Annotated in this window: 27 protein-coding genes and 3 pseudogenes; 8 read left to right on the forward strand and 22 right to left on the reverse strand. The window is 36.5% G+C overall.

The features are described 5' to 3' along the window. Window positions 1-237: 237 nt before the first annotated feature. Entirely contained in the window at window positions 238-678 is a 441-nt protein-coding gene (locus RUH74_RS21600) for a GNAT family N-acetyltransferase (RefSeq protein WP_313804057.1), read from the reverse strand. A 108-nt stretch (window positions 679-786) separates the two neighbouring features. On the opposite strand from RUH74_RS21600, the gene pdxR reads away from it, so the two are divergent. Next, window positions 787-2,187, forward strand: a complete 1,401-nt coding sequence (pdxR, locus tag RUH74_RS21605) for a MocR-like pyridoxine biosynthesis transcription factor PdxR (protein ID WP_313804060.1) — start codon at window positions 787-789, stop codon at window positions 2,185-2,187. Window positions 2,188-2,461: 274 nt separating this feature from the next. After that, the gene (locus RUH74_RS21610) at window positions 2,462-3,700 is read left to right on the forward strand and encodes an MFS transporter (RefSeq protein WP_313804063.1); all 1,239 of its coding nucleotides are present in this window, start codon (window positions 2,462-2,464) and stop codon (window positions 3,698-3,700) included. Here the strand turns inward: RUH74_RS21610 and RUH74_RS21615 are convergent. From RUH74_RS21615 to RUH74_RS21640, 6 genes are all read right to left on the reverse strand, one after another. After that, complete coding sequence (locus tag RUH74_RS21615) at window positions 3,637-4,461, reverse strand: helix-turn-helix transcriptional regulator (RefSeq protein WP_313804066.1); 825 nt, start codon at window positions 4,459-4,461, stop codon at window positions 3,637-3,639. The genes RUH74_RS21610 and RUH74_RS21615 overlap by 64 nt on opposite strands. Window positions 4,462-4,616: 155 nt before the next feature. Next, window positions 4,617-5,366: an ABC transporter permease gene (locus RUH74_RS21620; RefSeq protein ID WP_313804069.1), complete on the reverse strand. Its 750-nt coding sequence runs from the start codon at window positions 5,364-5,366 to the stop codon at window positions 4,617-4,619. Further along, on the reverse strand, window positions 5,367-6,128 hold the full coding sequence (locus RUH74_RS21625; protein WP_313804072.1) for an ABC transporter ATP-binding protein: 762 nt from the start codon (window positions 6,126-6,128) through the stop codon (window positions 5,367-5,369). Between the two features lie 168 nt (window positions 6,129-6,296). Then, a complete protein-coding gene (locus tag RUH74_RS21630; protein WP_313804075.1) occupies window positions 6,297-6,638 on the reverse strand; it encodes a DUF1048 domain-containing protein in 342 nt (113 codons plus the stop codon). Between the two features lie 59 nt (window positions 6,639-6,697). Beyond that, a complete protein-coding gene (locus RUH74_RS21635; RefSeq protein ID WP_313804078.1) occupies window positions 6,698-7,018 on the reverse strand; it encodes a PadR family transcriptional regulator in 321 nt (106 codons plus the stop codon). 355 nt (window positions 7,019-7,373) lie between these two features. Continuing rightward, window positions 7,374-7,931 (reverse strand): DUF1697 domain-containing protein, encoded by a 558-nt coding sequence (locus tag RUH74_RS21640; RefSeq protein WP_313804081.1) that lies wholly within the window; start codon window positions 7,929-7,931, stop codon window positions 7,374-7,376. Window positions 7,932-8,369: 438 nt separating this feature from the next. Between RUH74_RS21640 and RUH74_RS21645 the strand changes: the two genes are divergently transcribed. After that, window positions 8,370-8,969 (forward strand): nitroreductase family protein, encoded by a 600-nt coding sequence (locus tag RUH74_RS21645; protein WP_313804135.1) that lies wholly within the window; start codon window positions 8,370-8,372, stop codon window positions 8,967-8,969. Window positions 8,970-9,159: 190 nt separating this feature from the next. Here RUH74_RS21645 and RUH74_RS21650 read toward each other — a convergent pair whose 3' ends face one another. Continuing rightward, window positions 9,160-9,648 carry a hypothetical protein gene (locus tag RUH74_RS21650; protein ID WP_313804084.1) on the reverse strand — a complete coding sequence of 163 codons (489 nt, stop codon included), beginning with the start codon at window positions 9,646-9,648 and terminating at the stop codon, window positions 9,160-9,162. Window positions 9,649-9,865: 217 nt separating this feature from the next. After that, window positions 9,866-10,723, reverse strand: coding sequence for a LysR family transcriptional regulator (locus RUH74_RS21655; RefSeq protein WP_313804087.1), 858 nt, complete (start codon window positions 10,721-10,723; stop codon window positions 9,866-9,868). Between the two features lie 229 nt (window positions 10,724-10,952). Between RUH74_RS21655 and RUH74_RS21660 the strand changes: the two genes are divergently transcribed. After that, window positions 10,953-12,089 carry an MFS transporter gene (locus tag RUH74_RS21660; RefSeq protein ID WP_313804090.1) on the forward strand — a complete coding sequence of 379 codons (1,137 nt, stop codon included), beginning with the start codon at window positions 10,953-10,955 and terminating at the stop codon, window positions 12,087-12,089. A 233-nt stretch (window positions 12,090-12,322) separates the two neighbouring features. Here the strand turns inward: RUH74_RS21660 and RUH74_RS21665 are convergent. The 6 genes and pseudogenes from RUH74_RS21665 to RUH74_RS21690 form a co-directional block, all read right to left on the reverse strand. Further along, window positions 12,323-12,418, reverse strand: a pseudogene (locus tag RUH74_RS21665) (acetyltransferase); the annotation flags it as partial. A 211-nt stretch (window positions 12,419-12,629) separates the two neighbouring features. Next, on the reverse strand, window positions 12,630-13,064 hold the full coding sequence (gene aac(6'), locus RUH74_RS21670; protein WP_313804093.1) for an aminoglycoside 6'-N-acetyltransferase: 435 nt from the start codon (window positions 13,062-13,064) through the stop codon (window positions 12,630-12,632). A 97-nt stretch (window positions 13,065-13,161) separates the two neighbouring features. Beyond that, entirely contained in the window at window positions 13,162-13,947 is a 786-nt protein-coding gene (ant(9), locus tag RUH74_RS21675) for an aminoglycoside nucleotidyltransferase ANT(9) (RefSeq protein ID WP_313804096.1), read from the reverse strand. 152 nt (window positions 13,948-14,099) lie between these two features. Next, window positions 14,100-14,267: pseudogene (locus RUH74_RS21680) on the reverse strand (RCC1-like domain-containing protein); the annotation flags it as partial. Between the two features lie 136 nt (window positions 14,268-14,403). Continuing rightward, window positions 14,404-15,189, reverse strand: a complete 786-nt coding sequence (locus RUH74_RS21685) for a PhzF family phenazine biosynthesis protein (protein WP_313804099.1) — start codon at window positions 15,187-15,189, stop codon at window positions 14,404-14,406. Between the two features lie 358 nt (window positions 15,190-15,547). After that, complete coding sequence (locus RUH74_RS21690; RefSeq protein WP_313804102.1) at window positions 15,548-15,796, reverse strand: DUF3923 family protein; 249 nt, start codon at window positions 15,794-15,796, stop codon at window positions 15,548-15,550. Window positions 15,797-16,145: 349 nt separating this feature from the next. Here RUH74_RS21690 and RUH74_RS21695 point away from each other — a divergent pair, with 349 nt between their 5' ends. The 4 genes from RUH74_RS21695 to RUH74_RS21710 all read left to right on the forward strand — a co-directional run bounded on the left by RUH74_RS21695 (window position 16,146) and on the right by RUH74_RS21710 (window position 18,548). Continuing rightward, window positions 16,146-16,805, forward strand: a complete 660-nt coding sequence (locus RUH74_RS21695) for a TetR/AcrR family transcriptional regulator (RefSeq protein WP_313804105.1) — start codon at window positions 16,146-16,148, stop codon at window positions 16,803-16,805. A gap of 72 nt (window positions 16,806-16,877) precedes the next feature. Next, window positions 16,878-17,618, forward strand: coding sequence for an ABC transporter ATP-binding protein (locus RUH74_RS21700; protein WP_313804108.1), 741 nt, complete (start codon window positions 16,878-16,880; stop codon window positions 17,616-17,618). Further along, window positions 17,611-18,318 (forward strand): ABC transporter permease, encoded by a 708-nt coding sequence (locus RUH74_RS21705; protein WP_313804111.1) that lies wholly within the window; start codon window positions 17,611-17,613, stop codon window positions 18,316-18,318. Before RUH74_RS21700 ends, RUH74_RS21705 begins: the two co-directional genes overlap by 8 nt. Window positions 18,319-18,323: 5 nt before the next feature. Continuing rightward, window positions 18,324-18,548, forward strand: a complete 225-nt coding sequence (locus tag RUH74_RS21710; protein ID WP_313804114.1) for a hypothetical protein — start codon at window positions 18,324-18,326, stop codon at window positions 18,546-18,548. Window positions 18,549-18,867: 319 nt separating this feature from the next. Here RUH74_RS21710 and RUH74_RS21715 read toward each other — a convergent pair whose 3' ends face one another. The 7 genes and pseudogenes from RUH74_RS21715 to RUH74_RS21745 all read right to left on the reverse strand — a co-directional run. Beyond that, the gene (locus tag RUH74_RS21715; protein WP_313804117.1) at window positions 18,868-19,833 is read right to left on the reverse strand and encodes a quinone oxidoreductase family protein; all 966 of its coding nucleotides are present in this window, start codon (window positions 19,831-19,833) and stop codon (window positions 18,868-18,870) included. Window positions 19,834-19,913: 80 nt separating this feature from the next. Next, entirely contained in the window at window positions 19,914-20,558 is a 645-nt protein-coding gene (locus tag RUH74_RS21720; protein WP_313804120.1) for a hypothetical protein, read from the reverse strand. Between the two features lie 99 nt (window positions 20,559-20,657). After that, a pseudogene (locus tag RUH74_RS21725) lies at window positions 20,658-20,964 on the reverse strand (hypothetical protein). A 1,226-nt stretch (window positions 20,965-22,190) separates the two neighbouring features. Continuing rightward, the gene (locus tag RUH74_RS21730; protein WP_313804123.1) at window positions 22,191-23,057 is read right to left on the reverse strand and encodes a CPBP family glutamic-type intramembrane protease; all 867 of its coding nucleotides are present in this window, start codon (window positions 23,055-23,057) and stop codon (window positions 22,191-22,193) included. A 19-nt stretch (window positions 23,058-23,076) separates the two neighbouring features. Next, window positions 23,077-23,649 (reverse strand): TetR/AcrR family transcriptional regulator, encoded by a 573-nt coding sequence (locus RUH74_RS21735; protein WP_313804126.1) that lies wholly within the window; start codon window positions 23,647-23,649, stop codon window positions 23,077-23,079. 278 nt (window positions 23,650-23,927) lie between these two features. Beyond that, window positions 23,928-24,710 (reverse strand): class B sortase, encoded by a 783-nt coding sequence (srtB, locus tag RUH74_RS21740; protein WP_313804129.1) that lies wholly within the window; start codon window positions 24,708-24,710, stop codon window positions 23,928-23,930. A gap of 24 nt (window positions 24,711-24,734) precedes the next feature. Beyond that, window positions 24,735-24,967 (reverse strand): LPXTG cell wall anchor domain-containing protein (locus RUH74_RS21745; protein ID WP_313804132.1); only part of this gene is annotated, 233 nt, incomplete at its 5' end.

A 24,967-nucleotide genomic window follows, 5' to 3' on the forward strand; every position in this document is an offset into this window, starting at 1 on the left:
TATGGCAGCCTAAGAAGGTGTTTTATTACTGTCTCAAATGACTAGGTCAGTCTAATGCAGCAGCTTTTAAAAATTATTTATATATCATCTCTCGTCTTACATGACCACTTTGATAAACATATAATCTTTTTAGTTCCCTTTCTCATGATCCATACGGTTTTGTATTACTTCAAGAGATGCCCCATGTAGACTCTCATACTTTTCTTTACAATCCTTATAACTCAATTAGGCTTTAGCCTAAAGTCTTTTTAGAAATACATAGCTTACTTTGTCATATGCCATTTTATTTTCATAGAAACGATGAGCATCCGTCCTTTGTACACCCGATGAAAGCGAAACCATCTTAAATCCATGCTCCTGTGACCAATCATGTACATAGTCAAGCAGTTCTTGTCCATAGCCTCTTGATCGTTTAGTTGAATCAGTTACTAAATCACACACCCAGATGAACCTGCCATTATACAATGTCACCATCGGCATAAAACCAGTAACGGCAACCACTTTTTGTTTATCATATAGGGCAAAGAGTTTATATTCCTGCTTTTGTTTTGCCTCTTTAACTAATGCTAAAAAATCGCTTTCTTCTAAATGGCCCCTTAATTGCTTCATGATTGGAAATGCTTCTCTCCATTCACTCTCATTCATTAATTCCTTAATCACTCTGCTCTGTTCGTTCATATTTTTCATCCTCCTTTTTTATCATTAAATCAAAAACTGGTATAATTAAAAGAATCAGATTGATGAATTTCATCAGTACCAGATAACTTAGATTTGAGGTGAAAATATATGATTGAACTAACGCCTATTTTAGATAAAAAAAGTAATAAACCATTATACATTCAGCTGTCAGATTATATTAAGAAGGAAATTATTGCAGGAAGAATACCTTCTAATGAGAAATTGCCATCAAAGCGCAAACTATCCAATTATCTTGGTGTGAGTGTAAATACTGTTCAGACTGCATATGACCAGCTATGTGCGGAAGGCTATGTAGAAAGTAAACAGCGTCAAGGTTTATTTGTTTCCATTCTAGAAGATGACCTATTCTCTAATCCATTCACGTGTGAAATGAATACACAACGCGACAAGGAATCACCAAATGTTAGAATTGACTTCCATTCAGGCAAGGTTGACTTGAAATATTTCCCCTATAACACTTGGAAAAAATTAACTATACAATCGTTAAATGAAGCAGAGGGAGAACTTTTTTATACCGGAGATCCTCAAGGGGAACCTGAGCTTAGAATGGCGATTGCCAAGTACTTGTTTGCATCTAGAGGAGTAAAGTGTTCTCCTGATCAAATTGTTATTGGGGCTGGTTCTCAAGTTTTGATGATATTATTATGCTTATTAATCGGGAAACAGCATACTTTTGCACTTGAGAACCCAGGATTTCACAGAATAAGAGCAGTCTTAAAAGACCAGGGAATAAATATCGTTTCTATTCCTCTTAATAAAGATGGGATGGATGTAAATCTGCTTAAATCTAGTAAAGCGAGTATTGCTTATGTAACTCCATCCCATCAATTTCCCGAAGGAATGGTCATGCCTATCACTCGAAGACTGGAATTATTAAAATGGGCGGAAGAGAAGGATCATTTCATTATTGAGGATGATTATGACGGAGAATATCGGTATAAAGGAAAACCGATTCCTTCTTTGCAAGGGTTGGATCATAATGGTAAGGTCGTTTATTTAGGAACATTTTCAAAGTCTTTGATTCCGTCTATTCGAATTAGTTATTTAGTCTTGCCAACACCGCTCCAACGTAAGTACCAAGAGCATTTTACCATTTATAAACAGACCGTATCACGGCTTCATCAGCAAACTCTTTTTCATTTTATGAATGAAGGTTATTGGCAAACACATTTAAACAAAATGAGAACACTTTATCGAAGAAAACAAAGCACCTTAATGCAAGCCATCCATACATATATGGGCAGCCATGTAAAAGTAATTGGTGAAAAGTCAGGATTGCATTTGATCCTTGAATTGGATAATTCAATGACGGAAGAGGAACTGCTTAATGCCGCATTGAAGGCAGGAGTAAAAGTCTATCCCTACTCTATCTATTATGTTGGACATCAAGAAACTAGAGGCTCAAAGATTTTATTAGGGTATGGCGGATTATCTGAAACAGAAATAGAAGAAGGAATTCGTTTATTAAAGGAAGCGTGGTGCATTTAAGATGGAGGGCTGTCCCAAAAGTTAGGGTAACTGACTTTTGGACAGCCCTTTTTATTTTTTTACTTTTATACTTTGTCGCTACAAGCACTCGCTTTCTGCGGGGTAGGCGGTAAGCCTCCTCGTCGCTTTCGCCAATTGCCTCAACTAAAGGAACACTTGAGTTAGGCATCAATTTCTTTTTCTGCCTGTGACACGGATGTTGCTATAAAAAATAGCAAGATTACTAACGAAAACAATACTCCTATTATCTTATTCTATATAAGAGGTGACTAACATGAATTTAAAAATACTTAAAAATAGAAATATTGTTTTTTACATTTCAGGTGCGGGAGCTTCTAATTTAGGGGATGTTGTTTCAGGCTTAGCGTTTCTTTTCCTTGCCTATGACTTAACAGGATCTAGTCTTCACACAACAGGTATAGCCATTTCGCAAGCATTGCCTTATCTTGTATTTGGGCTAATTGGTGGCGCGATTGCCGATGGGGTAAATAAAAAAAAGCTATTAATAGCAATTGATCTTATTCGCATTCCTATCATTTTTTCATTAGTTTTATTTTATCAATTTGGATTACTGGGCTATTGGTACTTAATAGTAGTGAGCTTTATTATTCAGACCTTAGGTTGTTTTTTTAACCCTGCACACCGTGCTGTTTTACCACTAATTACAGAGGAAGCGGATCGCACGACTGTCAATAGCTTATTAGATACTGTGACCAGAGGTGTTCAAGTGCTATCCCCCATTGTTGTTGTTGGATTTATGCATACAATTGGAGAAATTCATTTTTTTACACTAGATGCGATTACATATCTTATTAGTGCTTTTTTTATAAGTAAAATTCAGATGAAGGAAGACCATTTGTCCTTAGCCAAAAGCAAGAAACGATCACATGTTTTCCATTCGATTATAGAGTTTAGTCAATGGCTAAAAAACGAAGTTTCATTAAAAATGTTATTTATAGTTACCTTTATCATGGTTTTCTTTAATACCTGGGTATGGCAGGTTGGGCTATTACTACAGATTATAAATACTGTTCCTAACGGTGAAGAATGGTATAGCGTTCTTATGGGCTGGTATGGAATAGCTGTAGTAGTCACTAATCTCTTGATCCCATTCTTCTGGAAGGAGATGACCCTCAGGATTTATTTATTTGGTTCGATTATTTGGGGAGTAGGGATCGTAATTTTAGGTTTTTCATCCCATCTGCCTTTATACATTATTGGCGTTTTTATCACTGCTGTAGGATTGCCAATAGCAGGTCTATCAAGAGTATATTTGCTACAAAAGCTCCTTCCTAAAGATAAATTAGGACGTGGGTTTAGTTTTAATGCTGTGCTCCTATATTTTTCAAACGTTGTATCGCTTGGATTATTTGGCTATTTTTCATCCTTTGTCTCCACACATGTTTTATTTATCGGTTGTGGCGGATTCATGCTTTTGTTCACAGGGATTTACTTTTTCAGATTTTTTCTAAAGGCTCCAGGAGAAACGCCATATAGCCGTTTAAATAGCTGATTATATACAGATACAGTTGAAAAGCCGCATTCAAGAGCAATTTCTACTATCGTTTTATTCGTTTTCTTTATTTCTTCTTGACTACGTATTATGCGAGAAAGCTGTAGCCAGGAATAAGGTGACATACCCGTAATTTCTTTAAATAAGTGGGCAAATTGATATTTACTTAGGTGGGAAACACTCGCCATTTCATCTAAAGTCCATGGATGTTGATAATTTTCCATCATGGCTTTCATCGTTTTATATATTAAAGGGCTTATCGTTTTAAAACTATTTACATTCCATGCCTGAGTATGAATTCCAACAGTGTTTTTAACCAATAGAATAGCTAATTGAGTTAAACTATGATCTAAAAACAGATCAACGGAATGATCGATCGTTCCGTTTTGCAAATATTCATTTACAAAAAGAACCCACTGGGAAACTTGTGGATTTTTTTGAAGAGTATTTGCGAACTGAATATCATAATTATGAGAGTGAATAGAATTTGCTACATCATTTAAGAACATCGGATCCAGTTCTATAAGGAACTTTTGATTCTCAACAGTAAGCTGCTTATGTTCATCGTGAGGATTTAATACCATGAATTGTTCCTTAGACAGCGTAAATTCATTTCTTTTCATCTGATAATCCATAGACCCGTTTATCGAAAAGATCAATTTATAGCAATTATCATAACGCCAATTACTCTCATTCTTTTTTTCATTTGTAGATAATAGTACTCCAGTGGGACGCTCAATGAGTACCTTATTATTATCCATAAGATCACCAAGTCCAATTAGATTTTCCTATATCTTATCATAAAAGGAAAGAAGGGGCGTAATTCCTGCTGCTGAATTGCGCCCTTATATAAGTAGCCTTCAAATGCATTCTTCGCAGCGGCAGGCATTGATTTTGCTAACCCATAATGGTGTACTTACCTTAACTGGCCTTTGAATTTTTTACTGGCGAAGAAATAAGCGATGACCATGATGCCGACGCACCATGCAAGCGCCACCCAAATCCCGTTGCCAACAGCTTCGTCATACAAGAGGGCACGTATCGCATTCACGATTGAAGTCACAGGCTGGTTCTCAGCGAACACACGGACAAACTTAGGCATGGTTTCGGTAGGGACAAACGCCGAACTGATAAACGGCAAGAAAATCAGCGGGTACGAGTAGGCTGTTGCTCCCTCCATAGACCTAGCTGACAATCCGGGAATGACAGCCAGCCATGTCAATGCCATCGTAAACAGCCCCAGTATCCCAGCTACCGCGAGCCAATCCAGAATACCTGCGCTGGAACGGAAGCCCATTAAGAGCGCGATGAGGATAACCACCGCGACAGTAAGCGCGTTGGAAACAAGCGAGGTCAACACGTGAGCCCACAATACGGACGAGCGCTTGATGGGCATGGTAATAAAACGCGCCATCAGCCCGCTCTTTACATCCGTAAATAGCCTTAGTGAAGTATAAGCGACGCCGGATGCAATAGCCATCAGCAAGATGCCCGGCAGTAAATAATTGACGTAGTTGTCCGTTCCTGTTTCTATGGCACCGCCAAATACGTAGACAAACAGCAACATCATCATAATCGGCGTAACCGCTACCGTAATAATCGTGTCCGGGCTGCGCATAATGTTACGCATTAAGCGCCCCAGTAATATCCCTGTTTTGCTTTTCATTTACAATTCCTCCTTTTTACCGGTAATTGCTAGGAAAATTTCCTCCAATGTCGGCTGCTTCTCGATGTACTCTACTTTCGCTGGCGGGAACATCTCTTTTAGTTCGGTAAGAGTCCCGGTCGTGATGATTTTCCCGCTATGCAGGATGGCGATACGGTCTGCCAGTTGTTCGGCTTCCTCCAAATACTGGGTCGTTAGCAAGATGGTTGTGCCGCCGCTGGCAAGCTCCTTGACGGTATCCCAAACTTCAATCCGCGCTTCGGGGTCAAGCCCTGTCGTCGGCTCGTCGAGAAAAATGACAGCTGGCGCCCCGATCAGGCTCATGGCAATGTCAATGCGGCGCTTCATCCCGCCGGAATATTTGTCTGTCCTGCGGTTGGCCGCATCGGTTAGACTGAATTTTGCAAGCAGATTGTCGACGACCCCTGCGGGATTGGGAACTCCCCGTAACTTGGCAATCATCATAAGGTTTTCCCTACCTGTGAGCATGCCATCTAACGCTGCGAACTGCCCTGTCAGACTGATGCTTTGGCGAACTTGATCCGATTGACCCTGAACGTCAAAACCACAAATATCTACTTTACCGCCATCCGGCTTCATGAGAGTAGAGAGGATATTCACCGTCGTTGTCTTACCCGCTCCATTTGAACCCAGCAGTGCGAAAATTTCGCCTTGCCTTACCTCAAAATCAACCCCCTTTAAAACGTCCTTATCTTTAAAGGATTTTTTTAACTTTTTTACAAAAATCGCTGCATTGCTCATATCCTTTTCCTCCTTATAATAAACGCCTTGAGAAGCAAAATTAGTTAACCACACTATTAAGTCCCACTGATAATCTGTACAACTTAGTACCGTGCTAAAAATAAACTGAATAACAAAGGTGGCCATTCATATTTGTAGCCAGCTATCCAGTCGAAATATTTAATGAAATTATTTTTTTCCCAATCGCTTCAGAATATCCTGATTCAAATCTTTACGATACTTGTCAACATAGGTTTTAGCGTTTGCCACTAGTTCGTCTGCAAAGGAAGCCACGTCTTCGCCAGTGATTTCCAGCACTTGTCTGCCATCCGCTGCACCGGCTTCGAACAAATCGATTAATTCATACTGTATGTGCAGCATATCCATCCCGTTGCCCGCTGTGAAATTCCACATGTAGTTTTGAATTTTCTTATATACATACTGATATTCCTCTGGCAAAGCTTCTACTCTTGCCATCATCATCTTGTATTCTTTTTTATCACCAATCAATTTTTTGAACATTTCCATCATGTTCTTTTCCTCCCTTTTTATAAAGCTTAAGACTTTATCGAATGAAATATCTTATGAAGCTAGGTTGACTTTAAGACATTGATTTTTGAGGATACAAAATCCCACTTTTTCCAAAATAATTCAAGTTCCTTGCGGCCATCTTCGTTAAGCGTGTAAAATTTTCGAGGCGGCCCCATATCTGACGGTTTTTTTTCTATATTCACCAGTTTTTTCTTTTCTAATCGTACGAGGATAGTGTAAACCGTCCCTTCCACGACTTCGGTAAAACCAAGCTCGTTTAGGCGGCGGGTAATTTCGTAGCCATAGGTTTCATGGCGGCCGATGATTTCCAGCACGCAGCCTTCCAACGAACCCTTTAGCATTTCAGTTAAATTTTCCATTTCCAGAGCCTCCACTACTTCGTCTAACTTATATTCAGTATAACTTAGTATCAAGAAAAATTTTTACTTAATAGCTTTTAGGAACCCCCACTATTAAGTATTGCTTATTACAAGTATATCGTAACACCGAGTAGTGGGGATGTCAATTATATTTCTTAAAAATAGTTTTTCCCCCTCCCCATTCAGTGCATCAGTATCCAGTGCGACTTAGGGGGTATATCGTATCACATGGGCTATCGAATGGATATTCCAAGTATTTTTATAATCAGTTATCCCCATTGGGTACTGCCGTTTTTCTGACTATGTCGAATAAACCTTTTCTCCCAGTACAAAACGATAAAACCCAATGATCATTTCATTGGGCGAACGAACTATTTTGGTCTTGCATAAGCGTATATATCTTGCGAGCCGTGTTAACATTTCTTACCGTAACTTGTTTGTATAACTTTGATCCAATGATCTTTGTCATTCCACTTTTGGTTACATTTTTCTTGTCAACGGACCATAGAATCGCGCCAGGAACATATTTCACCGTATCAATATCTGGTTTGATGACCAAATTCATAAGTACAGATTCATCATCAATTTCATCCCATAAAAACATGACATCACTTTTCATGTCTTTATCATTCTTCCATGTGTCAGGAATAGCGTTAATAATTCCACTGACATCATTGAAACTACGTACGACTACTTTAATTTGCAATCCGAAATCACCATGGATAGCTTCTTCCAAAATACGTGAAAGTTCAGTTTTCGTTAGGCCGTTGTATGAAAAAATAATATTACCTGTATTTATGTACGTTAACACATCATTCATCCCGACTTGTTCAAACGTTTGTTTAAGCAACTTCATGTCAATTTTATTTTTCCCACCCACATTAATCCCCCGAAGAAGAGCGACATAAACCATAACCATCTTCCTTTCTACTTTTTACACCCATTATATCTTATTGACTATACCTGCTATAGTTTAAGTACAATTTATCTTGAGAAATCGCAAATGCAAATTGACCTTTCTTATTGACTATAATAATTTAATTCACTATAATTATCTCGAATTAAAAACATTTTAACATGAGATAATTATAGTGAATTGATTGAATGACCAAAACACACTCGGGATACATTAATACAGAATGATTAGACGACTTTAAAGTCATTGGACAAGCAGCAGCCTATTTGGATTCAAAGAGTGTTATCCAAAAATTTGGAGGGTTCTAATTACAGGTGCAGCAACAAGTGACGAAAGGATGTGAAAATAACCTAATAAAAGATGTTCATTCATTTAAAAATACATTGCCACGAAATATTACTTTAAGGATATTAGAACTTAGGAGGAAGTAACATGATGACAAAAGATTTCTACACGACACTGAAAGAAAGACGTTCTTACTATGGAATTAATAAAGAGGTACAAGTATCGGATGAAAGAATCAAAGAAATTGTGGAATTTGCTGTGAAATACACTCCTTCAGCTTTTAACTCTCAAACTGCACGTTTAGTTGTATTATCAGGTGAAGCACATAATAAATTATGGAATATTACAACTGAAACATTAAGAAAAGTAGTTGGTGATGGCGATTTTTCAGGAACACAACAAAAAATGGATTCCTTTAAAGCGGGCTATGGAACAATATTATTCTTTGAAGATGAGGCTGTAGTTAAATCACTTCAAGAACAATTTTCTCTATATGCTGAAAACTTTCCTATTTGGTCTAATCAAGCATCAGGTATGCATCAATTAGTTGTTTGGGCAGCATTGGAAGCAGAAGGATTAGGCGCATCTTTACAACACTATAATCCTCTAATAGATGATGAAGTGAAAAAAGAATGGGATATCCCTAATAATTGGAAGCTTATTGCGCAAATGCCTTTTGGTCATCCAACTGCTACACCAGGTGAAAAAGAATTCCAGCCACTTGAAGATCGTGTGAAATTTTACAAGTAATTAGCTGCTACCTACTTGCCTAAACCGTATCCTAACTGTGGGGTTGAAATAAAGAGGGTAGATGTTAAAGTAAAAAGCCCCTTAAAGAAATATTAAATATTTCTTTAAGGGGCTTTATTTTTAAGTTTAATCGTTCATAAAAAAAGCACACTTCCCGCTCAAAGAATGTGCCTAATTCTTAAAAATTCGATCATCTTATTTTAGCTAAAGAGAAAACCTTATTTCCTTTTTCTTCAAAAAGTGATTGAAATGCATATAAGAGAAAAGCCTTGATAAAGAAATATAGGAAAAATTGAAGTTTATTTAATCGCACTAATTTAAAAACCTTTAATTTTTCCAAGACGCTAATAACAATAAAAGAGAAGAAGGCATGTATACTCGCATTAAGTAATATAAACCGTTTGAAATTTCCATAAGTCGATTTTAATATCCATAATGCAACGACAAAAAAAGGACCAATATTAAAAGGAAATTCCCCTGAAATATAGGAGTTTGGCTTTTTACGAAAAGTCCACCATTTTTTCCTTTTTCCAACTTGAACATTCAATGCTTCAACAATTACTGCAAGTACCGATGCAGGTAAGAATCTTTTAATATTACACCAACCAAAAAAAGATAAGGACAACCATGAAAGTACAATCATTGCAATATTAATTAACCACTGATTTTTCAATGACATATTCTATACCTTCCTTTTCTTTTTAAGGTTTCTTTTTTCAAAGAAATTATTCAATATATTTTTGAAAAGAGGATTGACTGTATGCAGCTATTTTTTATCTCATTTTAACCAAAACATCTGCTTAAATAGCGAACCTAAATACATTTCATTTTATTTTTCTAATTTATATTACTTTAATTTGTGAACCAAATTTTTACCTTATCACCGTTTTTGATACTTAATCACCTCTTTTAATATACTGATATAGCATTGATGCAAGTCTTTTGTTTTTACTTACTAATGAAATAGTTCTTTTTCTTCCAAAATTAACAATAGGTAACGCAAAAAGATTGAGATGATGAGTATTTTTAGCCAACAACTCCGGTACTATCGTTATCCCCATTCCTGCAGATACGGCTCCATAGATAAAATCTCCAAAAGCTACTTCACTCACTATATTGGGTTTGCAGCCAACTAGTTCCATTTGAGAAACGATATGGCTCCTTATATCGCAAGGGGCTTGATGAGTAATTAATGGCTCTTCGCACAGTTCGGCAAGCTGAACCTTATCTTTAGATTTGTACTTGTGATCTAAAGGAAACAATGCATAGTAAGGTTCTGTAAACAATTCATAACTCCAAAGTGATTCATCAGTGTACTCGGTTTCAATAAAGACTGCATCCAGTCTCTCTTCCTGTAAAGACTGTAACAGATCATTGGACGTATTTTGAAGCATAAGTGACACTGGTCTATCCATGTACTGGAAGCCTTTCATTCTTAGCGGTAAATAGTAAGTAGCTAAGCTAGGCAGACTGCCTATAGCAATAGGATTACTTCGACAAAATCGTTGTAAATCTTCACGAATTATTGTTAATTCTGCAACGACAGGCTTAATTCGACTGTAAAAATGCTCCCCTGCTTCCGTCAATGTTATACCAGTTGCTGTCCTGTAAAATAGTCTAACGCCTAGATTGTTTTCCAGATTTTGAATATGTTTACTTAAAGCTGGCTGGGAAAGTTTATTCATATTTGCAGCTTTAGAAAAACTCTTTTGTTTTGCGGCTTCAATAAAACTTTGCAGCCAATCTACATTCATTATTCTCACTCCATATGTAATAACTATATGTTATAACCTCATAAAAGAATGATTCTTCTATACTGTATGATTACTTGATATCATTCTAAAAAGAAGGTGTATTAATTATAACAAATTCTTATGAGCAGTGATCTAATACGATTGTTTAATACTCTACCTTCAATAAAAGCTGTCTGGTAATGAGCGTTTAATGTTCATGACCTGTTAATTGTTAGGGAGGATTCGTTTTATGAAGAAAGTATTCCTATTATCATTGGGCATGTTTGCCCTGGGTTTTGATGCTTATATTATTGCTGGGTTAATTCCAGGCATTAGTGAAACATATAATAAGGATATATCTCAAGTAGGGCTAGCTGTAAGCATATTTACATTGTTTTATGCGATATCAGCACCGCTATTCGCTTCTCTACTTGCTGAGAAACCAGTCAAAAAGATCCTATTATACTCCATGCTGATTTTTACTTTTGCTAATAGCATCACCGCAATCGCACCGACTTTTACTATTCTTTTAATATCTAGAGCTCTTGCAGGAGCAGGGGCAGGCTTATTTTCTCCATTAGCGATTTCTGCTTCATCTAATCTAGTTTCAATTGATAAAAAGGGGAGAGCTATCGGGTTAACCTTAGGGGGAATGAGTACAGGAACAGTGTTAGGTGTTCCTTTAGGACTTTATGTATCTGACTTACTGAATTGGCAATCATCAATGTGGGTATTGGTTCTTATTGGAATTATTGCGATGGTTGGTATGATTGTATATCTACCACATATTGAAACGCCCTCTCCGCCTGCACTTAATGAACGCTTAAAAATGTTTCTTGACAAAAAGGTAACTATAACAGTATTTATTACTTTTTTTGCTAGTATTTCTAGCCTAGGATTATACACATACCTCTCCACATTAATAAAAGAAGTTGCGGAGTCTGGTCATTTGGCGTTATATCTTTGGGCATGGGGATTAGGTGGATTGTTTGGAAGCCTAATCATTGGATATGTAATTGATTATTTTAAAAAGCCCAAAACATTAGTTACAGTAATTTTATTGATCTTAACTCTGTCGATTATTTGTATTCCATTAATGATTCATCTGCCTCTGTTACGATATTTTCCATTTTTTGTTTGGGGAGCAATGGGTTGGGCATCTCAGGCGCCACAACAGCATCTTTTAATGTCTTATCAACCCAATAATGGAAGTTCAGCAGTCGCATTAAACAGTTCACTAAATTATTTAGGTAGTTCTGTTGGTGCTACTTTAGGTGGTGTCGTGTTAGCATTTGGTTTCGGTGCTGTATCATTAATATTTTTTGCTGTTATATTTATGGTACTTTCGCTTCTTTTACAGTTTTATAGTGTTAATTATTCAAAATAACAGAGTCATAGATACTAGGATTGTGAAAAATGATATTTTAAAGCAGGTCGCATTTCACTTACTGTTCTAATTTGTATTACTTTCATTCTGTGAGGAGACGATTTTAAGATACTTTTATACCAAATTTCTGCTTCATCACCGTTTTTGGTACCTTTAAATAAGATCTTAAAGTCCGCTCCACTTTGGTTCAAATAAAATCATTTTGCATTTTTATTAAGGAGCATAATCCTATATTAATCCGCCTGACTACTTTTGATATTTTTTATCATTTTTGCAGGCACACCCCCTACAATTACATTAGCAGGTACGTCCTTAGTAACTACGGCCCCTATAGTATGAATATATAAGATTAAAAGAATTCATATAGCCCATTGGCAAAATTAATCAAAATTGTTCAACTTTTCTTGATCTTCTTCTCCCATTTTATGGCCCTATACATAAAGAAAGAGCACAATTCTTAATGCAGAATTGCGCGTACTGTAGAAGATTGTTGTTTGTTATATTTCTCTAATATCGTCAAATTCTAATTTTCTTCAATACTTATATATCCTTTTTAAAACAAATTATCCGATTTACTTCACTAAATCCCAATTTAAGATGCATTGCTAGGCTTTCCTCATTTTCTAATTCACAGTCACTGGCAAATTCACGACAACCTCTTTTTTTAGCCCAATTCTCACAAGCATTCACTAATTTTTTAGCATAGCCTTGTTTACGAAAATCCTCTTTTACGTAAAGTCCCTCTAAATATGCTACCGGACTTGAACTCGTCCCTTCAACATAATCATATCGGAGTTGGCATTGCGCAAAACCCACCGTTTTGCTGTCGTGATAAGACAAAAAAACCTTTACATCTGGCTCAGCTATAACCTGCGTCATTTCTGAAATGAATTCTTCTAATGTGTGATCTGGCCAAAGTAGTAATGCAAGATGTGCAACCTCTTTTGTATCTTGTAACGTAGCCTCTTTTATCATTAAATACCTCCAAATGTCTTTACTTCTCTACTATCGAAGGAATAACTATACTTTCATCTCAATTTCAAAATCACTTCATTTGATAAAAAAATTATGCTCATATACTAAGGTAAGACTCTATAGCGTTTTTCATATAATGAACGAATGCTATCACCTCGGACTCCTTACCTTCCCACCTATCAGCATACTCTCCTCGATAGGCTTTTCTCGCTAAATCGAGTAATGCCGCATGTTCATTAGGCAGCAAAGGAATAGCCCATTCTGCAGCGATATCTTTAGGAGCGATTTCACCACCTGCCACTGTTTGCCACATTCGGGCAAGAGTTAAAACCACGTTCCGTTCGTCACCCTTCGTTCTTTCAATTAGCCCTGGCAAAGAATCCTTCATTGCTTGCTGAATATCTGCCGTCGGCACGTGTTCAAGTATTTCTGAAGCCTGTGGACCAAAAAGGGAAACACTATGCTTTCTTACTTTTGCTAAAACAATAGCCAAATCTGGGTCATGCATTGGTTCCTGGATTTGTTCTTTCTCAAACTCACCTCTAAGCCATTCGCCATAGATAAATTCATATTTGGGCGGATAACTCCAAGGTACAACATCTCCGTGGTTAATAATAGTCACTTCAAGCGGTCGCACAGACTCTGTATTTCCTATCTTACCAGATATAAGCATAAGTCTATTTGTTAGTTTTCTTCGCGTTTCTTCAGTTAAACTATGATTGACAACCACCAGTACATCTACATCACTGTTCATGCGCAAGCCGCCCATTACGGCAGAACCAAATAAATAGATTCCGACTACTGTTCTATCAAGTAGCTCTTCTATAATTTTTAATATTTGAATCGCTTCCTCGGGAATATCTACGTTATTCAGATCTTCCATTAACTTACAAACTCCTCGCATCTAAATTTAATGACATAGCCCTTAAATAAGCATCATTATGCTCCGGAATTGCGCCAAGTTAGCTGACACTATTCTTTCCTAGACATGGAATTTGGCTTCTGTTATTAAACACTAATTACACGCGGCATTTGGATGCCGCGCCAGCCGCTTATATCACATTGGCCATATTTATTATCACCCACAGCAAGCACCGTTCCGTCAGATTTAAGTCCAACGGTATGACGGCGTCCCGCCGCTATTGTTTCTTTCGGCCAACTCGTCACCCTTAACGCCGGTTCTTTCGGTGAAATGTCATCCATGTTTTACCTCCTTTAATATTGATAAAAGGACCATATCTAACTGTCCTTTTATTTTATTCCATTATTTATTTCTTAATATAAAGAAGGGGCGTCATTCTTTCGGAAGAATTTCGCCCTTTTGCAGAAGGTTAACTAATTATATATATCCTTTGAGCAAAGTTACGCAGCCACCAATTAACTCAACTTTATCTCCTTTTATCTTTAGTTTTATTTCACCCCCCCGCTCTGAATCTTGATAGGCTGTAAATTCTTTTTTATTTAAGCGCTCACTCCAGTATGAAGCTAATGCGCAATGGGCAGAACCAGTAACGTAGTCTTCGTTAATTCCTATTTTCGGAGCAAAGTATCTTGATACAAAGTCATAGTTCTCTGTCCCCCGGCTAGTAATAATTATACCCGGACCCTCTAGTTCTCTAATTACTTCCAAATTGGGTATTATATTATGAACCATCTCTTGATTTTCCAGTTCTAAAATATACCGATCTTCAGCCCAAGCAGCACCTTTTATGGGGAGATTAATAGCACGCTTCAATTTCTGCGATACATCTGTTTGAGTTGATTTTTTTATATTAAATCTCAGAATTATTTGCTGTTCTGCTTGCTCAGTTCTAAGAACACCTGACTGAGTATGAAAGTTGATTGTTGACTCTATTGGAGAAAAACCCTCACTCCATAAAATATGGGCAGCTCCTAATGTACCATGACCACATAAATCAATCTCTTTAGTGGATGTGAACCATCTAAGCCTATAGTTATTTCCATTTTCTTTTAAAATAAATGTTGTGATCGGTTGATTAAGTTCTTTTGCTAAGGACCTCATCCACCCTTCTGATCTAATCTCTTGCAAGAGAACGATTGCTGCAGGATTCCCCTTAAATTTCTCTTTAGTAAAAGCATTGATTAAATAAAATTGGCTATTCATATGCTCCCCATCCCTAAAATAAATTACTTTCTCACTTAATCTATATTTTAACATAAATATCCAGTTTCCCTTAAAGATAGTTGTTAAACTAAATGGCCCAAAACTTAAGAAAACGTGCGTTTCTTATTCGTTTTCTGGACAATATCTTTTAATTTCTATATTTCTCCTCTCCTTTACTCGTTCGTTTTGGTGATATTAGAAAAGAAATTTAAAACTTACATTAAACAAAGACCTCCGATTTATACGAAGGTCTTGTTTAAAACTATATTGCCTTTTACATAAAGAAAAAGCACAAACTTCATGCAGAGTGGCGGATGATCGTTAAGTTTGCTATTTTCTTAGATACATCAAATCCCTTTTATACCTGCTGAAGTTTAGTTTTATTGTTACTGTAAATGATCAAGTTAACAATTAGCCATATAACTTGAATGATTACCGGAATTATAAATGCGATTAATAGAACTAAAAATGATGCTAATTTTATCTCAAATGTTTGAATTGCACCTGCACCATCAACTTCCCTTAACCACACGAAAGCGGTACCTGCTGCAAAAATAACAGCCCAAAAAATGTTAGCGATCCACCAAAAAAGCCATAGCTTTTTCATATACTCACTCCTCGTAATCAAGAATCAAAGTTTTCATTTTATGTACACTCGTTCCAGTACTTTATTCTTTATATTTTTATTTTATAATACAATTAAATTCCAGTTAATGGACCTAAGATATAATTTAAACTAAGACTTGAGATGTATAAAACTGCCCGCTTCATTTTTTACAAAAAGATACTGTTAGTAAAATTTACTTTAATCCATTTTAGGGTCTCCCCTTAATACTAGTTCTGTGAAAAAAATCTCACCTATGAAAGCTAAGACAATAACGAACATCTATTGACATATAAATTTTTACGAAATATACTACATACATATAAATGTATGTATGTGTGAAGGTGATCATTTGGCTCGTAATAAATATCCTGAAATAACGGTAAAAAGAATATTAGATGCGGCAACTAGACTTTTCCTTGAAAAAGGATGGGATCAGACAACAATCCAAGACATTATTGATGAATTAGGCGATTTAACTAGAGGTGCGTTCTACCATCATTTTAAGTCTAAAGAGGATATTATCAATGCCGTTCTCAAACGATTGGCTTTGGAAAATAATCCTTTTGAACAAGCAGAGAAAATGGATGGCTTAAATGGCTTAGAGAAACTAAAAACTGCTTTTCAGCTCTCCTTAACGAGTAATCACGGTCAGGTTAATGCGTTCAAGTCTATTCCATCCATTTTAAAAAGTCCAACGCTGATTGCAAATCAATTATTGGAATGTATCAGAATAGGAGCGCCAAGTATTCAATCAGTTATTGAGGAAGGGGTAAAGGATGGTTCTATTTCCGTTCACTACCCAAAACAAACTGCTGAAACACTTGTGATCCTATCGAATATTTGGCTAAATCCAGTTATTTTTTCAGTAACTACAGAGGAATATATGCAAAAGGCAAAACACTTACAGGAATTATATAACGGTATTGGGCTGCCAATTATTGATGATCAAATACTAACCTCTTTTGAAGCTTTTCACAGGGAAATCTTCGAATTAAATAGGCTGTCATAAGGCAGTTTATTTTTTGTATACATACATACATATATATGTATGTTAAAACTACTATTTTTGAGGAGGATAATCGTGACAACCGAACTTGCTGTAAAAGCAACCAGCTTAGTTAAAACATTTGACGACAAAGAAGTTATTAAGCATTGTAATATGACTGTTCGTAAAGGAACAATCTATGGCTTTTTGGGGGCTAACGGTTCAGGAAAGACAACTATATTTAAGATGTTGATGGGGTTACTCATACCTAATGCTGGGAAAGTAGAAATCCTAGGAAAATCTAGTTTTGAAAATAAAAATGAGATTCTAAAAAGTATAGGCAGCATGATTGAAACTCCTGTATTTTATGATCATTTATCTGCAAAAGAAAATTTAGAGCTGCACCTTTCTTATATGGGCATAGTAAATCCTCAAATTGAAAATACGTTAGAAATGGTTGGGCTCGAAGATACTGGAAATCTGCCAGTTTCGAAATTCTCACTTGGTATGAGACAACGCCTTGGGATTGCAAGAGCGATCATTCACAAACCTAGGATCTTAATTCTAGATGAGCCTATCAATGGATTGGACCCGATGGGCATACGTAAGATGAGAGAACTATTCCTTAATCTTGTAAAAAATCATCATATGACAATATTAATTTCAAGCCACATTTTAAGTGAGATTGAGCATATTGCTGACACCATTGGTGTTATTGTAAATGGAAGGATTGTAGAGGAAGTATCCTTGTCATCCATTAAAAACCAATTTCCAGATGGATTAGAAGATTATTTCTACAATATTATGAGTGGGAATGGAGGGAAGATACATGCTTGATTTAATGAAACTTGAACTCAAAAAGACTAATATTGGTACGTACATCCATTCAACTTTCGTGATCTCTATTGTCTTATTGGGATTTATTTACCTACTTGCTTATATGCCACGAGTTAATCCAAACGATCCAAATTTAGATTTATTCGTTAGTTATAAGAACATCATTTCTTTATTTGGAGCTCTCAGCATGGCTACCTTTTGTATACTGGCTTCCGTCATGTATTCCCGATTTGTAATTGAAGAATATACAGGAAAGCGCGTAATACTACTCTTTTCATATCCAACAAGCAGAGAGAAAATTTTCGTTTCAAAAATTATTATTGTTACTTTGTTTACAATCATCTCCATGTTGATTTGTAATACCCTGATTTATACGATTTTTGGGTTAAGTGAAACTTTTTTTCCTTTAGTAAAGGATACCATTACACTCAAGGTCATAACTAAAGCAATAACAACGACAATGATTATGACTGTATCGGCCGTAGGGTTAAGCATTCTTTCAATGGCAATCGGATTTACAAAAAAATCCACCCCAGCAACGATTGTATCGGCAATATTGCTTTGTTCAATTGTAACTAATATTTCATCGGGAACTTTAAACTCCAATACACTTGCAGTTATATTTATGACAATAACGATACTAGCTGGAATCATTGCTGCAAAAATGATAGTAAAGAAAATTAACTGTATGGAGGTTTGACTGGGATGGAACGAACATTTGATAAAATTGTAGATAATTTCTTTGAGGGCATTGCACCTCAAATTATAATCGGAAACGTTATTTTAGGAACCATTTTATTCTTAATTGGTCTGATAATAATGGTGAAAAAATCTCCAAATAAAAAATTGAAAACAATGGGATTGATTTTTCTTGGAGTCGGAGCGGTATCCATTATTAATGGCGCGATACAAATGGGGATATTTTCCTAAATCCAGCAGATGAGGGGAAGATCAAAAACTTGTTAAAACGACTCGATTAAAATCCCGAGTCGTTTTAAATTTATTTTTATTATTAAAAATATCGCACTAAAATAGAAATAAGCGCTAATCCTTACTAAAGGAAAGCACCCGATTATGGAACAATATTCATATTGGTTTATTGATGGTTCGTACCCTATTGTTTAATCAGAAATTATTTCAAATGTACTGTGCAGTTATAAAGATTGCCATTCCAGTTACCTTCAATATTCTGAAGAATAGTATGAATTGTTGAATACCCAAAAGTTTTTATTAGCTGGTTCAACCATTATTATACTTTAATCAAAATTTTCCCTTCATAATTGCGGCTTTCAATTAATTTATGCGCTTCTGCTGCATCGCTTAGATGAAATATTTGTGCAATTGGAAGTGTCATTTGCTTTGAAGCGAATAGTTCGATAACTTTTTGTGCAACTGGTGCTAATCGTCCTGGATTATGTTTTCTTGTTGTACCTAAGCTAAACCCTTTAATATTTCTACAACTAGAATGTACATCACTTGTTTTAAAGGTACCTGCCTTACCACTGCTATTACCAAACTGAACAAGTGTGCCATAAAAAGCCAGGCACTCCAAACTCATACTAGTAACATCACCAGCAACCGAATCAAAGATAACATTTGCCCCCTGATTATTTGTTTGTTTTAAAACTTCCTCTGTAAAAGTTTCATAGGTACATATTGCATCAGCCCCTAATTTCCTCACATAATTTTCTTTTTCTAAATTTCCCACAGTCCCTATCACTTTTTTGACCCCATTTCGTTTAGCTAATTGAACAAGCATCGAACCAACCCCACCTGCTGCACTATGTATTACAATGGTATCCGTTTTTTGTACTTGACCGATTTCATGTAAGAGAATATACGATAAAATGGATACGGTTGGCATTGCTGCCGCCTGCTCAAATGATAAACAATCTGGAATTTTAAATACTAATTGATCATTCGCAACTACATATTCTGCATACGTACCGTTTTTTGGAAACGCTATCACTCGATCTCCTTTTGAAAAGGATGAATGAGGAGGAACTTCTTCAATTGTCCCTGAAACATCCAATCCCAATATGAGCGGAAAATTACTTTCTCCTTTATTCCCTAGTCGTTGTTTTACATCAGCATAATTTACACTTGTATACGCTACTTTTATTCGAACTTCATTTTCCCCTATTTTCGGCAAGTCAACATCCGTGTATAAAAGTACATTTGTATCGCCAAACTCATTTTGTATGACTGCTTTCATTATGAAGTCTCTCCTAACTTTTTATTTTTTCAGTTTTATAAGAACCAGATTAATAATCTTATTCAATTAAATAACAAAAGCTACAGCAAACCAAAAGGGAAACTAATTTGAGCGGTAAGAAAGTAAAGAAGCATTCCTATCGCAACAACTATGGTTATTTGTTTTGGAGACTGATATAAAACTAAAATCATGCCCAACCACAGGAACAATTCCAGTCCGTATAGGATGTCAAAATACCAATAACCGAATGCAAAAGCCTGTCTTGAAATAAGCATAATTATGATCGACGAAAGAGAAATAGCAAATATACCTTTCCCTTTTGCATACCAACATACAAAAGCCATAAATGGGGAGATGCCTGTCATGACTATCCAAATCATCATATATGATTTAGGGAAAAAACCTGCGATCGTGACAGTATAAAGATAATAGCTACTTACCATTCCTACAAAAAACAGAAAGACATTTACAGCAGACCTAACTGGTGATTTGCAATATACGGATATCACTACTGCAATGAAAATCCAAACACCTATTCGAGAAAAGAAATTTCTCAAATCCAACTCTTCAAGAAAGTATGGCAATGAATTACTGGAAGTTTCATCAAGCACTTTAGATATTACACCTAAAATAACACCTGTAATAAATATTAAAGCAGAATACAAAGTTTTTTTTCCTATTGAACTATTTACCGGTCTTTGAATCTCACTTGGAAATTTCCCCATTTATCTACTCTCTCCCATTCTGTTCCACAATCTGGACCATAAATGCAAAAAGGCACCCTATCCTTTCCGGAAATGCGCCCTTTCTGGAAGATAGTTAAGTTATGAATAACTTGCCCCTTCCTTGCTATAATTTTCATATGCAAAATATCCAAATAATAAACCTATTCCAGCTCCTAAACTAATTGCAGGTAGCAAAGAGATTTGGAGAAACATACTAACCATTACACCAATTGTACTACCAAACAGCATTCCCAATGGCATTAAACTGTCTAATAAATTTTGAGCGGACTTTGACTTTTTCTTACCTAGGGTACCTTGTTTATATTTATGTTCAAGCCTTTTAATTACAAATACTGCAATCCCCCCCGTTTATTGCCACAGGTAGTACAATTCGGACGACCTCCATAACTACCCCCATGTTAGAACCTCCTTCACCATTCATATGATTCAATATTAACATAATTCATTCAACAAACTGGTCCTTTACATAAACAAAGTTCCCATTAAAACAAACTTTTCACTAGCTTTGTAATAATCACGTGAAAAACACTGGGAAAATTAGGGGATTTTTGTTTAAACAACAATCATTTCCTTTACAATGGAAGTACTGGAGTTTCTTTGAAAGTGGAGTAACGTTTTTCAAAAATAACTTAGTTCAAAGTTCTTAAACTATACGTACCTGAACAATTTGTAATAAGTGGAGGAGACAACCTATTTAGCGAGCTACATGTTTATAAAGGAAAAAAAATTACCATTTCAACATTGGTAAAAAAAGATAAGGAAAAGAGGTCAAATGAAGATGCTATTGAAAAGGAATTTGTATTTAATAGGGACTGTATTAGTTGGCTTGTATCTTGTGATATTTGTATCGGGTATATTTATTAACATGATCAGTTACCAAGCAGCTGACTATGCAATAGTTTTGTTTTTTTTGGTTTTTTTTGGTTTTTTTCGTCATACTTGAATCCTTTTTAATAAAAAAATTCCTATACTATCACAATAACGAATCTCTTCAGAGGGAAATAGAACTTAAAAATGAAAGAAAAAAATTAATACCTGGTTCAAAAGCTAGAATAAAAGAACTAGGTGCTGATGTCTATGTAAAGTTAAAACATGTGTCAGGTCTCCCAATCAATACGGGTACTTATACGTTTGTTTATAGATGTAGCGATAAGATTGTTTTTGAGAGAAATGAGCATACTTTTGAATTAGAGATTGACAAGATTAAAGATATTTCAGTCAAAACTAATGTACAAATCCACAAAGGATGGGTGCAACAAGGCAACGCAATATTTGCGAGAGAAAAGCAGTAAGACCTATCAAAAATTGCTGATTTTCGCCTATGGAAATGGCGATACAGTAAACTACATCACTTTTGATGTAACTAGGAATTCAGACAAAGCATCTATATTTGTAGGAATATACGATTATCAGTCAAGAGAAAGAAATATTGTAAAGCTGTAACCATAACCACGTAGTTTGAGGTGATTAACCCTCAACATACGAATGAATAAGAGGGACTCTTACTTTTAGGAAGCAGTCAGTCCCTCTATTTCGTTTCTTTGTACTGAGTGTGAAAGTTTCCCTTTATATCTCTTTATTGCAAACTTTATTTTATTTGGCATCTTTCCTCTAAATTGTAACTGCTTTGTTATCATTCAAACCCCCTGTATTTATGTTCCGCTCCTTCTTTATTCTTATCGATCTGAGCCACAATCCGAATCCGATGAAAAAGATCGTCGTAATAATACCAGTGGTCGGGCTAAGCCAAAGTTCGCCTGTTTTCGTTAATGTAATTACCCCTGCTACCGACAACAGCAAAGTAGGCACTCCATCTTCCAAAGCATGCATCAACACACACGGCCATACAGATTTCGTCAGCCGATACATTTCAACGTACATAATCGACCAGGCTACCATTAACACACAGCCTATTAAGAGAAAACTCATTCTCGAAGTCGCCTCGAAGTAAGAATCCGGCAGGAACACCAGATAATACGCAGCATGCCACAGCGCCCACACAAGTCCGGATACGAGATAGAGCATCCAATCATTCAACTTCAGCTCGATCAATTTCGGAGTCAAATACCCGCGCCAAGCAAACTCTTCAAAGATATTTTTTATAAAGTTACCTGCAATGGAAACACCAATAAGTGATAGGATTGAATTTAGTTCAACACCAGAAATATTAGCACTATTAAACAGCAATGCAAGACCGACAATGATCACAGTCATAACCGGATAAATCGCTATCGCTGCCCCATACCACTTCATATTCCCTTTAAAATTCGGAAGAACGCCAATATCTTTCCAATCGCGATTCACAAGCCGCAGAATGAGCATTGCGATGATCGGCAATATTAGCCACAATCCCATTCCTAATGATTCCTCCGCTGGCTGTTCTGGAAGCTTCGAGTCTACCAACACCCCAATCCAACCGCTCGCTAACACCACAACAATGAACAATAGTAGACTAAACTTTCTTCTTGCCGCTGACATTTTTAACATCCCCTCTTGATTATTGTTGTTCCTTACGACGCTTCGCAGAGCTGATGACATCTTCAGCCGCGCTGTTCATCAGCTGAATCATCTGTTCTTCCGTAAAATCTCCGGGCAGCAATTCATTCGCCACCATCACGCTCATCCCAACTTGAAAAATTTTCATCTTTAGCAAAATTGTCTGCAATTCATCATCAGATAATCCGTTAAGATCGGGGTCCGTTCTCATCATCTTTATGAAGCTTTGCACATCTTCCTCTTTTTGCTTCGCCTGATCGTTCTTCTTCATCACAAGATCGCGAAACAAAACCGGATAATCCCTTGCAAACCGGATGCTTGCCACCCCGATATCTTGAAACGGATGCCCCGAGTTTTGCTCCATCAAGATCTGCCTGCTAACCTCGAAAGTCTTTTTGTACACTGCTTCAATTAGCTCTCCAACCTCTTTGAAATTCACATAAATCGGGGCAATTGAACTCCCCAGCTTTTCTGCTACCTTTCGGATTGTAATTGAATCAACGCCTTCAGTTCTCGCAATTTCAAACGCCGCATCAATGATCTGTTCTTTCGTAAACTTTGTTTTCGGTGCCATCCTGCTTTCTCCTCTGCCAAATTTTTATTATATAAATCATTTGTTCTATATCGATTATTATATATCAAATGTTATCTATTACAACATCTTTTTTTCACAAAATATTTCGTGACGACGGCAGGATGCTCGATAGAAATAAAGTTGGACTTTTACTTATTTCGAAGGAAAAATAAAGGAATTCACTTTTAAAATCGAGTCGAAAACTTAAACATAAAAAAAATCACGTCCTCCTATGGAGAACGTGATTTGAAGCAGCTTGGCTTCGTGTTTCAACATCGTCATTTACGTTTTCGAGCGACCACCGCTAACCGACCGTTTTTAGTTGAGTATTCACACGTAGACAGAACAATTAGTTTGTCGCCATACTGGGCAGTCACACCCGTGTCGTAAAGCGCGAGCTTTTGGATGTTCTCGATATACGAGTTAAACTCGGCGGATGTATCTACCTGCGAAATCTGGTAATATTTAAAAACCTCATCCGTTTTGCGATAAACCTTTGAGAGAATAACAGCAACAATTTCATATTCTTCCTTCTCGTAAAGCGTACTGAATTGGAACGTCGGATGCTCCATATAATAGCTTTCTTTCTTATACTTCATTAAATCCGCAAACATCGCGCCGCTATTCATGTGGTGTCCGTGAATGAGCAAAATGTCTGAGTGGTCTATATGACTGTATTCATCCAAAAAAGGCAGCCCGTTTTTATTTCTCTCTTTATCAAAGTCATGATTGAGATAGTATTGCGCATCTTGTTGATTCTGCATAATCGGATAATCAATGCGGGTGTCGTCTATTTTCAACCAACCGACGATGTCTGGATTTCTTTTGTAAAGCTCTTGAAATTCGGAGAGCATGGCCGGCTCATGCGCCTTCGTGTTAGTGATAAAAGGTGAAGGCGTAGCACCCTCACCTTTATCCATTGCTTTATTTCGAATTTCTGCTAGCTCTTTCATTTGCTGCTCATTCACATAATCGAGCACGTAAGTTTTCGCTATAGAGACGAGAGAAAAAACGAGGAGTACTGTGAAAAAGGCAATAAAAAATTTTTTTATTCTGCTCATTTTTTCTTACCGCCTTTTCTTTTACTAACTTCGTTTTTTCTTCTTGCTTCCAAACAACAAGAACCCAAGCATCATTAGGGAAATAAGCGCTAATGCCATATAGAAAATTTGCGATAGGCTATTATCTCCTGTTTTCGGAACCTTGTCCAGCTTGTTTTTATCGGTTCCGTTGTTGCTGTTATCACTTCCACCATTGCCATTATCGGTTCCACTGTTGCTGTTATCAGTTCCTGTGTTGCCATTATCGGTTCCACCAT

It is taken from the genome of Cytobacillus sp. (genome assembly GCF_032154635.1).
In the GTDB taxonomy this organism is placed as follows: Bacteria; Bacillota; Bacilli; order Bacillales; family Cytobacillaceae; genus Cytobacillus.

Bases quoted from the DNA above. Each gene is read 5' to 3' on its own strand.
- RUH74_RS21660 (WP_313804090.1), top strand. From the start codon at position 10,953: ATGAAGAAAGTATTCCTATTATCATTGGGCATGTTTGCCCTGGGTTTT.
- RUH74_RS21610 (WP_313804063.1), top strand. From the start codon at position 2,462: ATGAATTTAAAAATACTTAAAAATAGAAATATTGTTTTTTACATTTCA.
- RUH74_RS21720 (WP_313804120.1), bottom strand. From the start codon at position 20,558: ATGGGGAAATTTCCAAGTGAGATTCAAAGACCGGTAAATAGTTCAATA.
- RUH74_RS21730 (WP_313804123.1), bottom strand. From the start codon at position 23,057: ATGTCAGCGGCAAGAAGAAAGTTTAGTCTACTATTGTTCATTGTTGTG.
- RUH74_RS21640 (WP_313804081.1), bottom strand. From the start codon at position 7,931: ATGGTTTATGTCGCTCTTCTTCGGGGGATTAATGTGGGTGGGAAAAAT.
- RUH74_RS21635 (WP_313804078.1), bottom strand. From the start codon at position 7,018: ATGGAAAATTTAACTGAAATGCTAAAGGGTTCGTTGGAAGGCTGCGTG.
- RUH74_RS21705 (WP_313804111.1), top strand. From the start codon at position 17,611: ATGCTTGATTTAATGAAACTTGAACTCAAAAAGACTAATATTGGTACG.
- RUH74_RS21650 (WP_313804084.1), bottom strand. From the start codon at position 9,648: ATGTCATTGAAAAATCAGTGGTTAATTAATATTGCAATGATTGTACTT.
- RUH74_RS21685 (WP_313804099.1), bottom strand. From the start codon at position 15,189: ATGAATAGCCAATTTTATTTAATCAATGCTTTTACTAAAGAGAAATTT.
- RUH74_RS21615 (WP_313804066.1), bottom strand. From the start codon at position 4,461: ATGGATAATAATAAGGTACTCATTGAGCGTCCCACTGGAGTACTATTA.
- pdxR (WP_313804060.1), top strand. From the start codon at position 787: ATGATTGAACTAACGCCTATTTTAGATAAAAAAAGTAATAAACCATTA.
- RUH74_RS21735 (WP_313804126.1), bottom strand. From the start codon at position 23,649: ATGGCACCGAAAACAAAGTTTACGAAAGAACAGATCATTGATGCGGCG.
- RUH74_RS21620 (WP_313804069.1), bottom strand. From the start codon at position 5,366: ATGAAAAGCAAAACAGGGATATTACTGGGGCGCTTAATGCGTAACATT.
- RUH74_RS21690 (WP_313804102.1), bottom strand. From the start codon at position 15,796: ATGAAAAAGCTATGGCTTTTTTGGTGGATCGCTAACATTTTTTGGGCT.
- srtB (WP_313804129.1), bottom strand. From the start codon at position 24,710: ATGAGCAGAATAAAAAAATTTTTTATTGCCTTTTTCACAGTACTCCTC.
- RUH74_RS21600 (WP_313804057.1), bottom strand. From the start codon at position 678: ATGAACGAACAGAGCAGAGTGATTAAGGAATTAATGAATGAGAGTGAA.
- RUH74_RS21645 (WP_313804135.1), top strand. From the start codon at position 8,370: ATGACAAAAGATTTCTACACGACACTGAAAGAAAGACGTTCTTACTAT.
- RUH74_RS21655 (WP_313804087.1), bottom strand. From the start codon at position 10,723: ATGAATGTAGATTGGCTGCAAAGTTTTATTGAAGCCGCAAAACAAAAG.
- RUH74_RS21630 (WP_313804075.1), bottom strand. From the start codon at position 6,638: ATGATGGAAATGTTCAAAAAATTGATTGGTGATAAAAAAGAATACAAG.
- RUH74_RS21625 (WP_313804072.1), bottom strand. From the start codon at position 6,128: ATGAGCAATGCAGCGATTTTTGTAAAAAAGTTAAAAAAATCCTTTAAA.
- RUH74_RS21710 (WP_313804114.1), top strand. From the start codon at position 18,324: ATGGAACGAACATTTGATAAAATTGTAGATAATTTCTTTGAGGGCATT.
- RUH74_RS21715 (WP_313804117.1), bottom strand. From the start codon at position 19,833: ATGAAAGCAGTCATACAAAATGAGTTTGGCGATACAAATGTACTTTTA.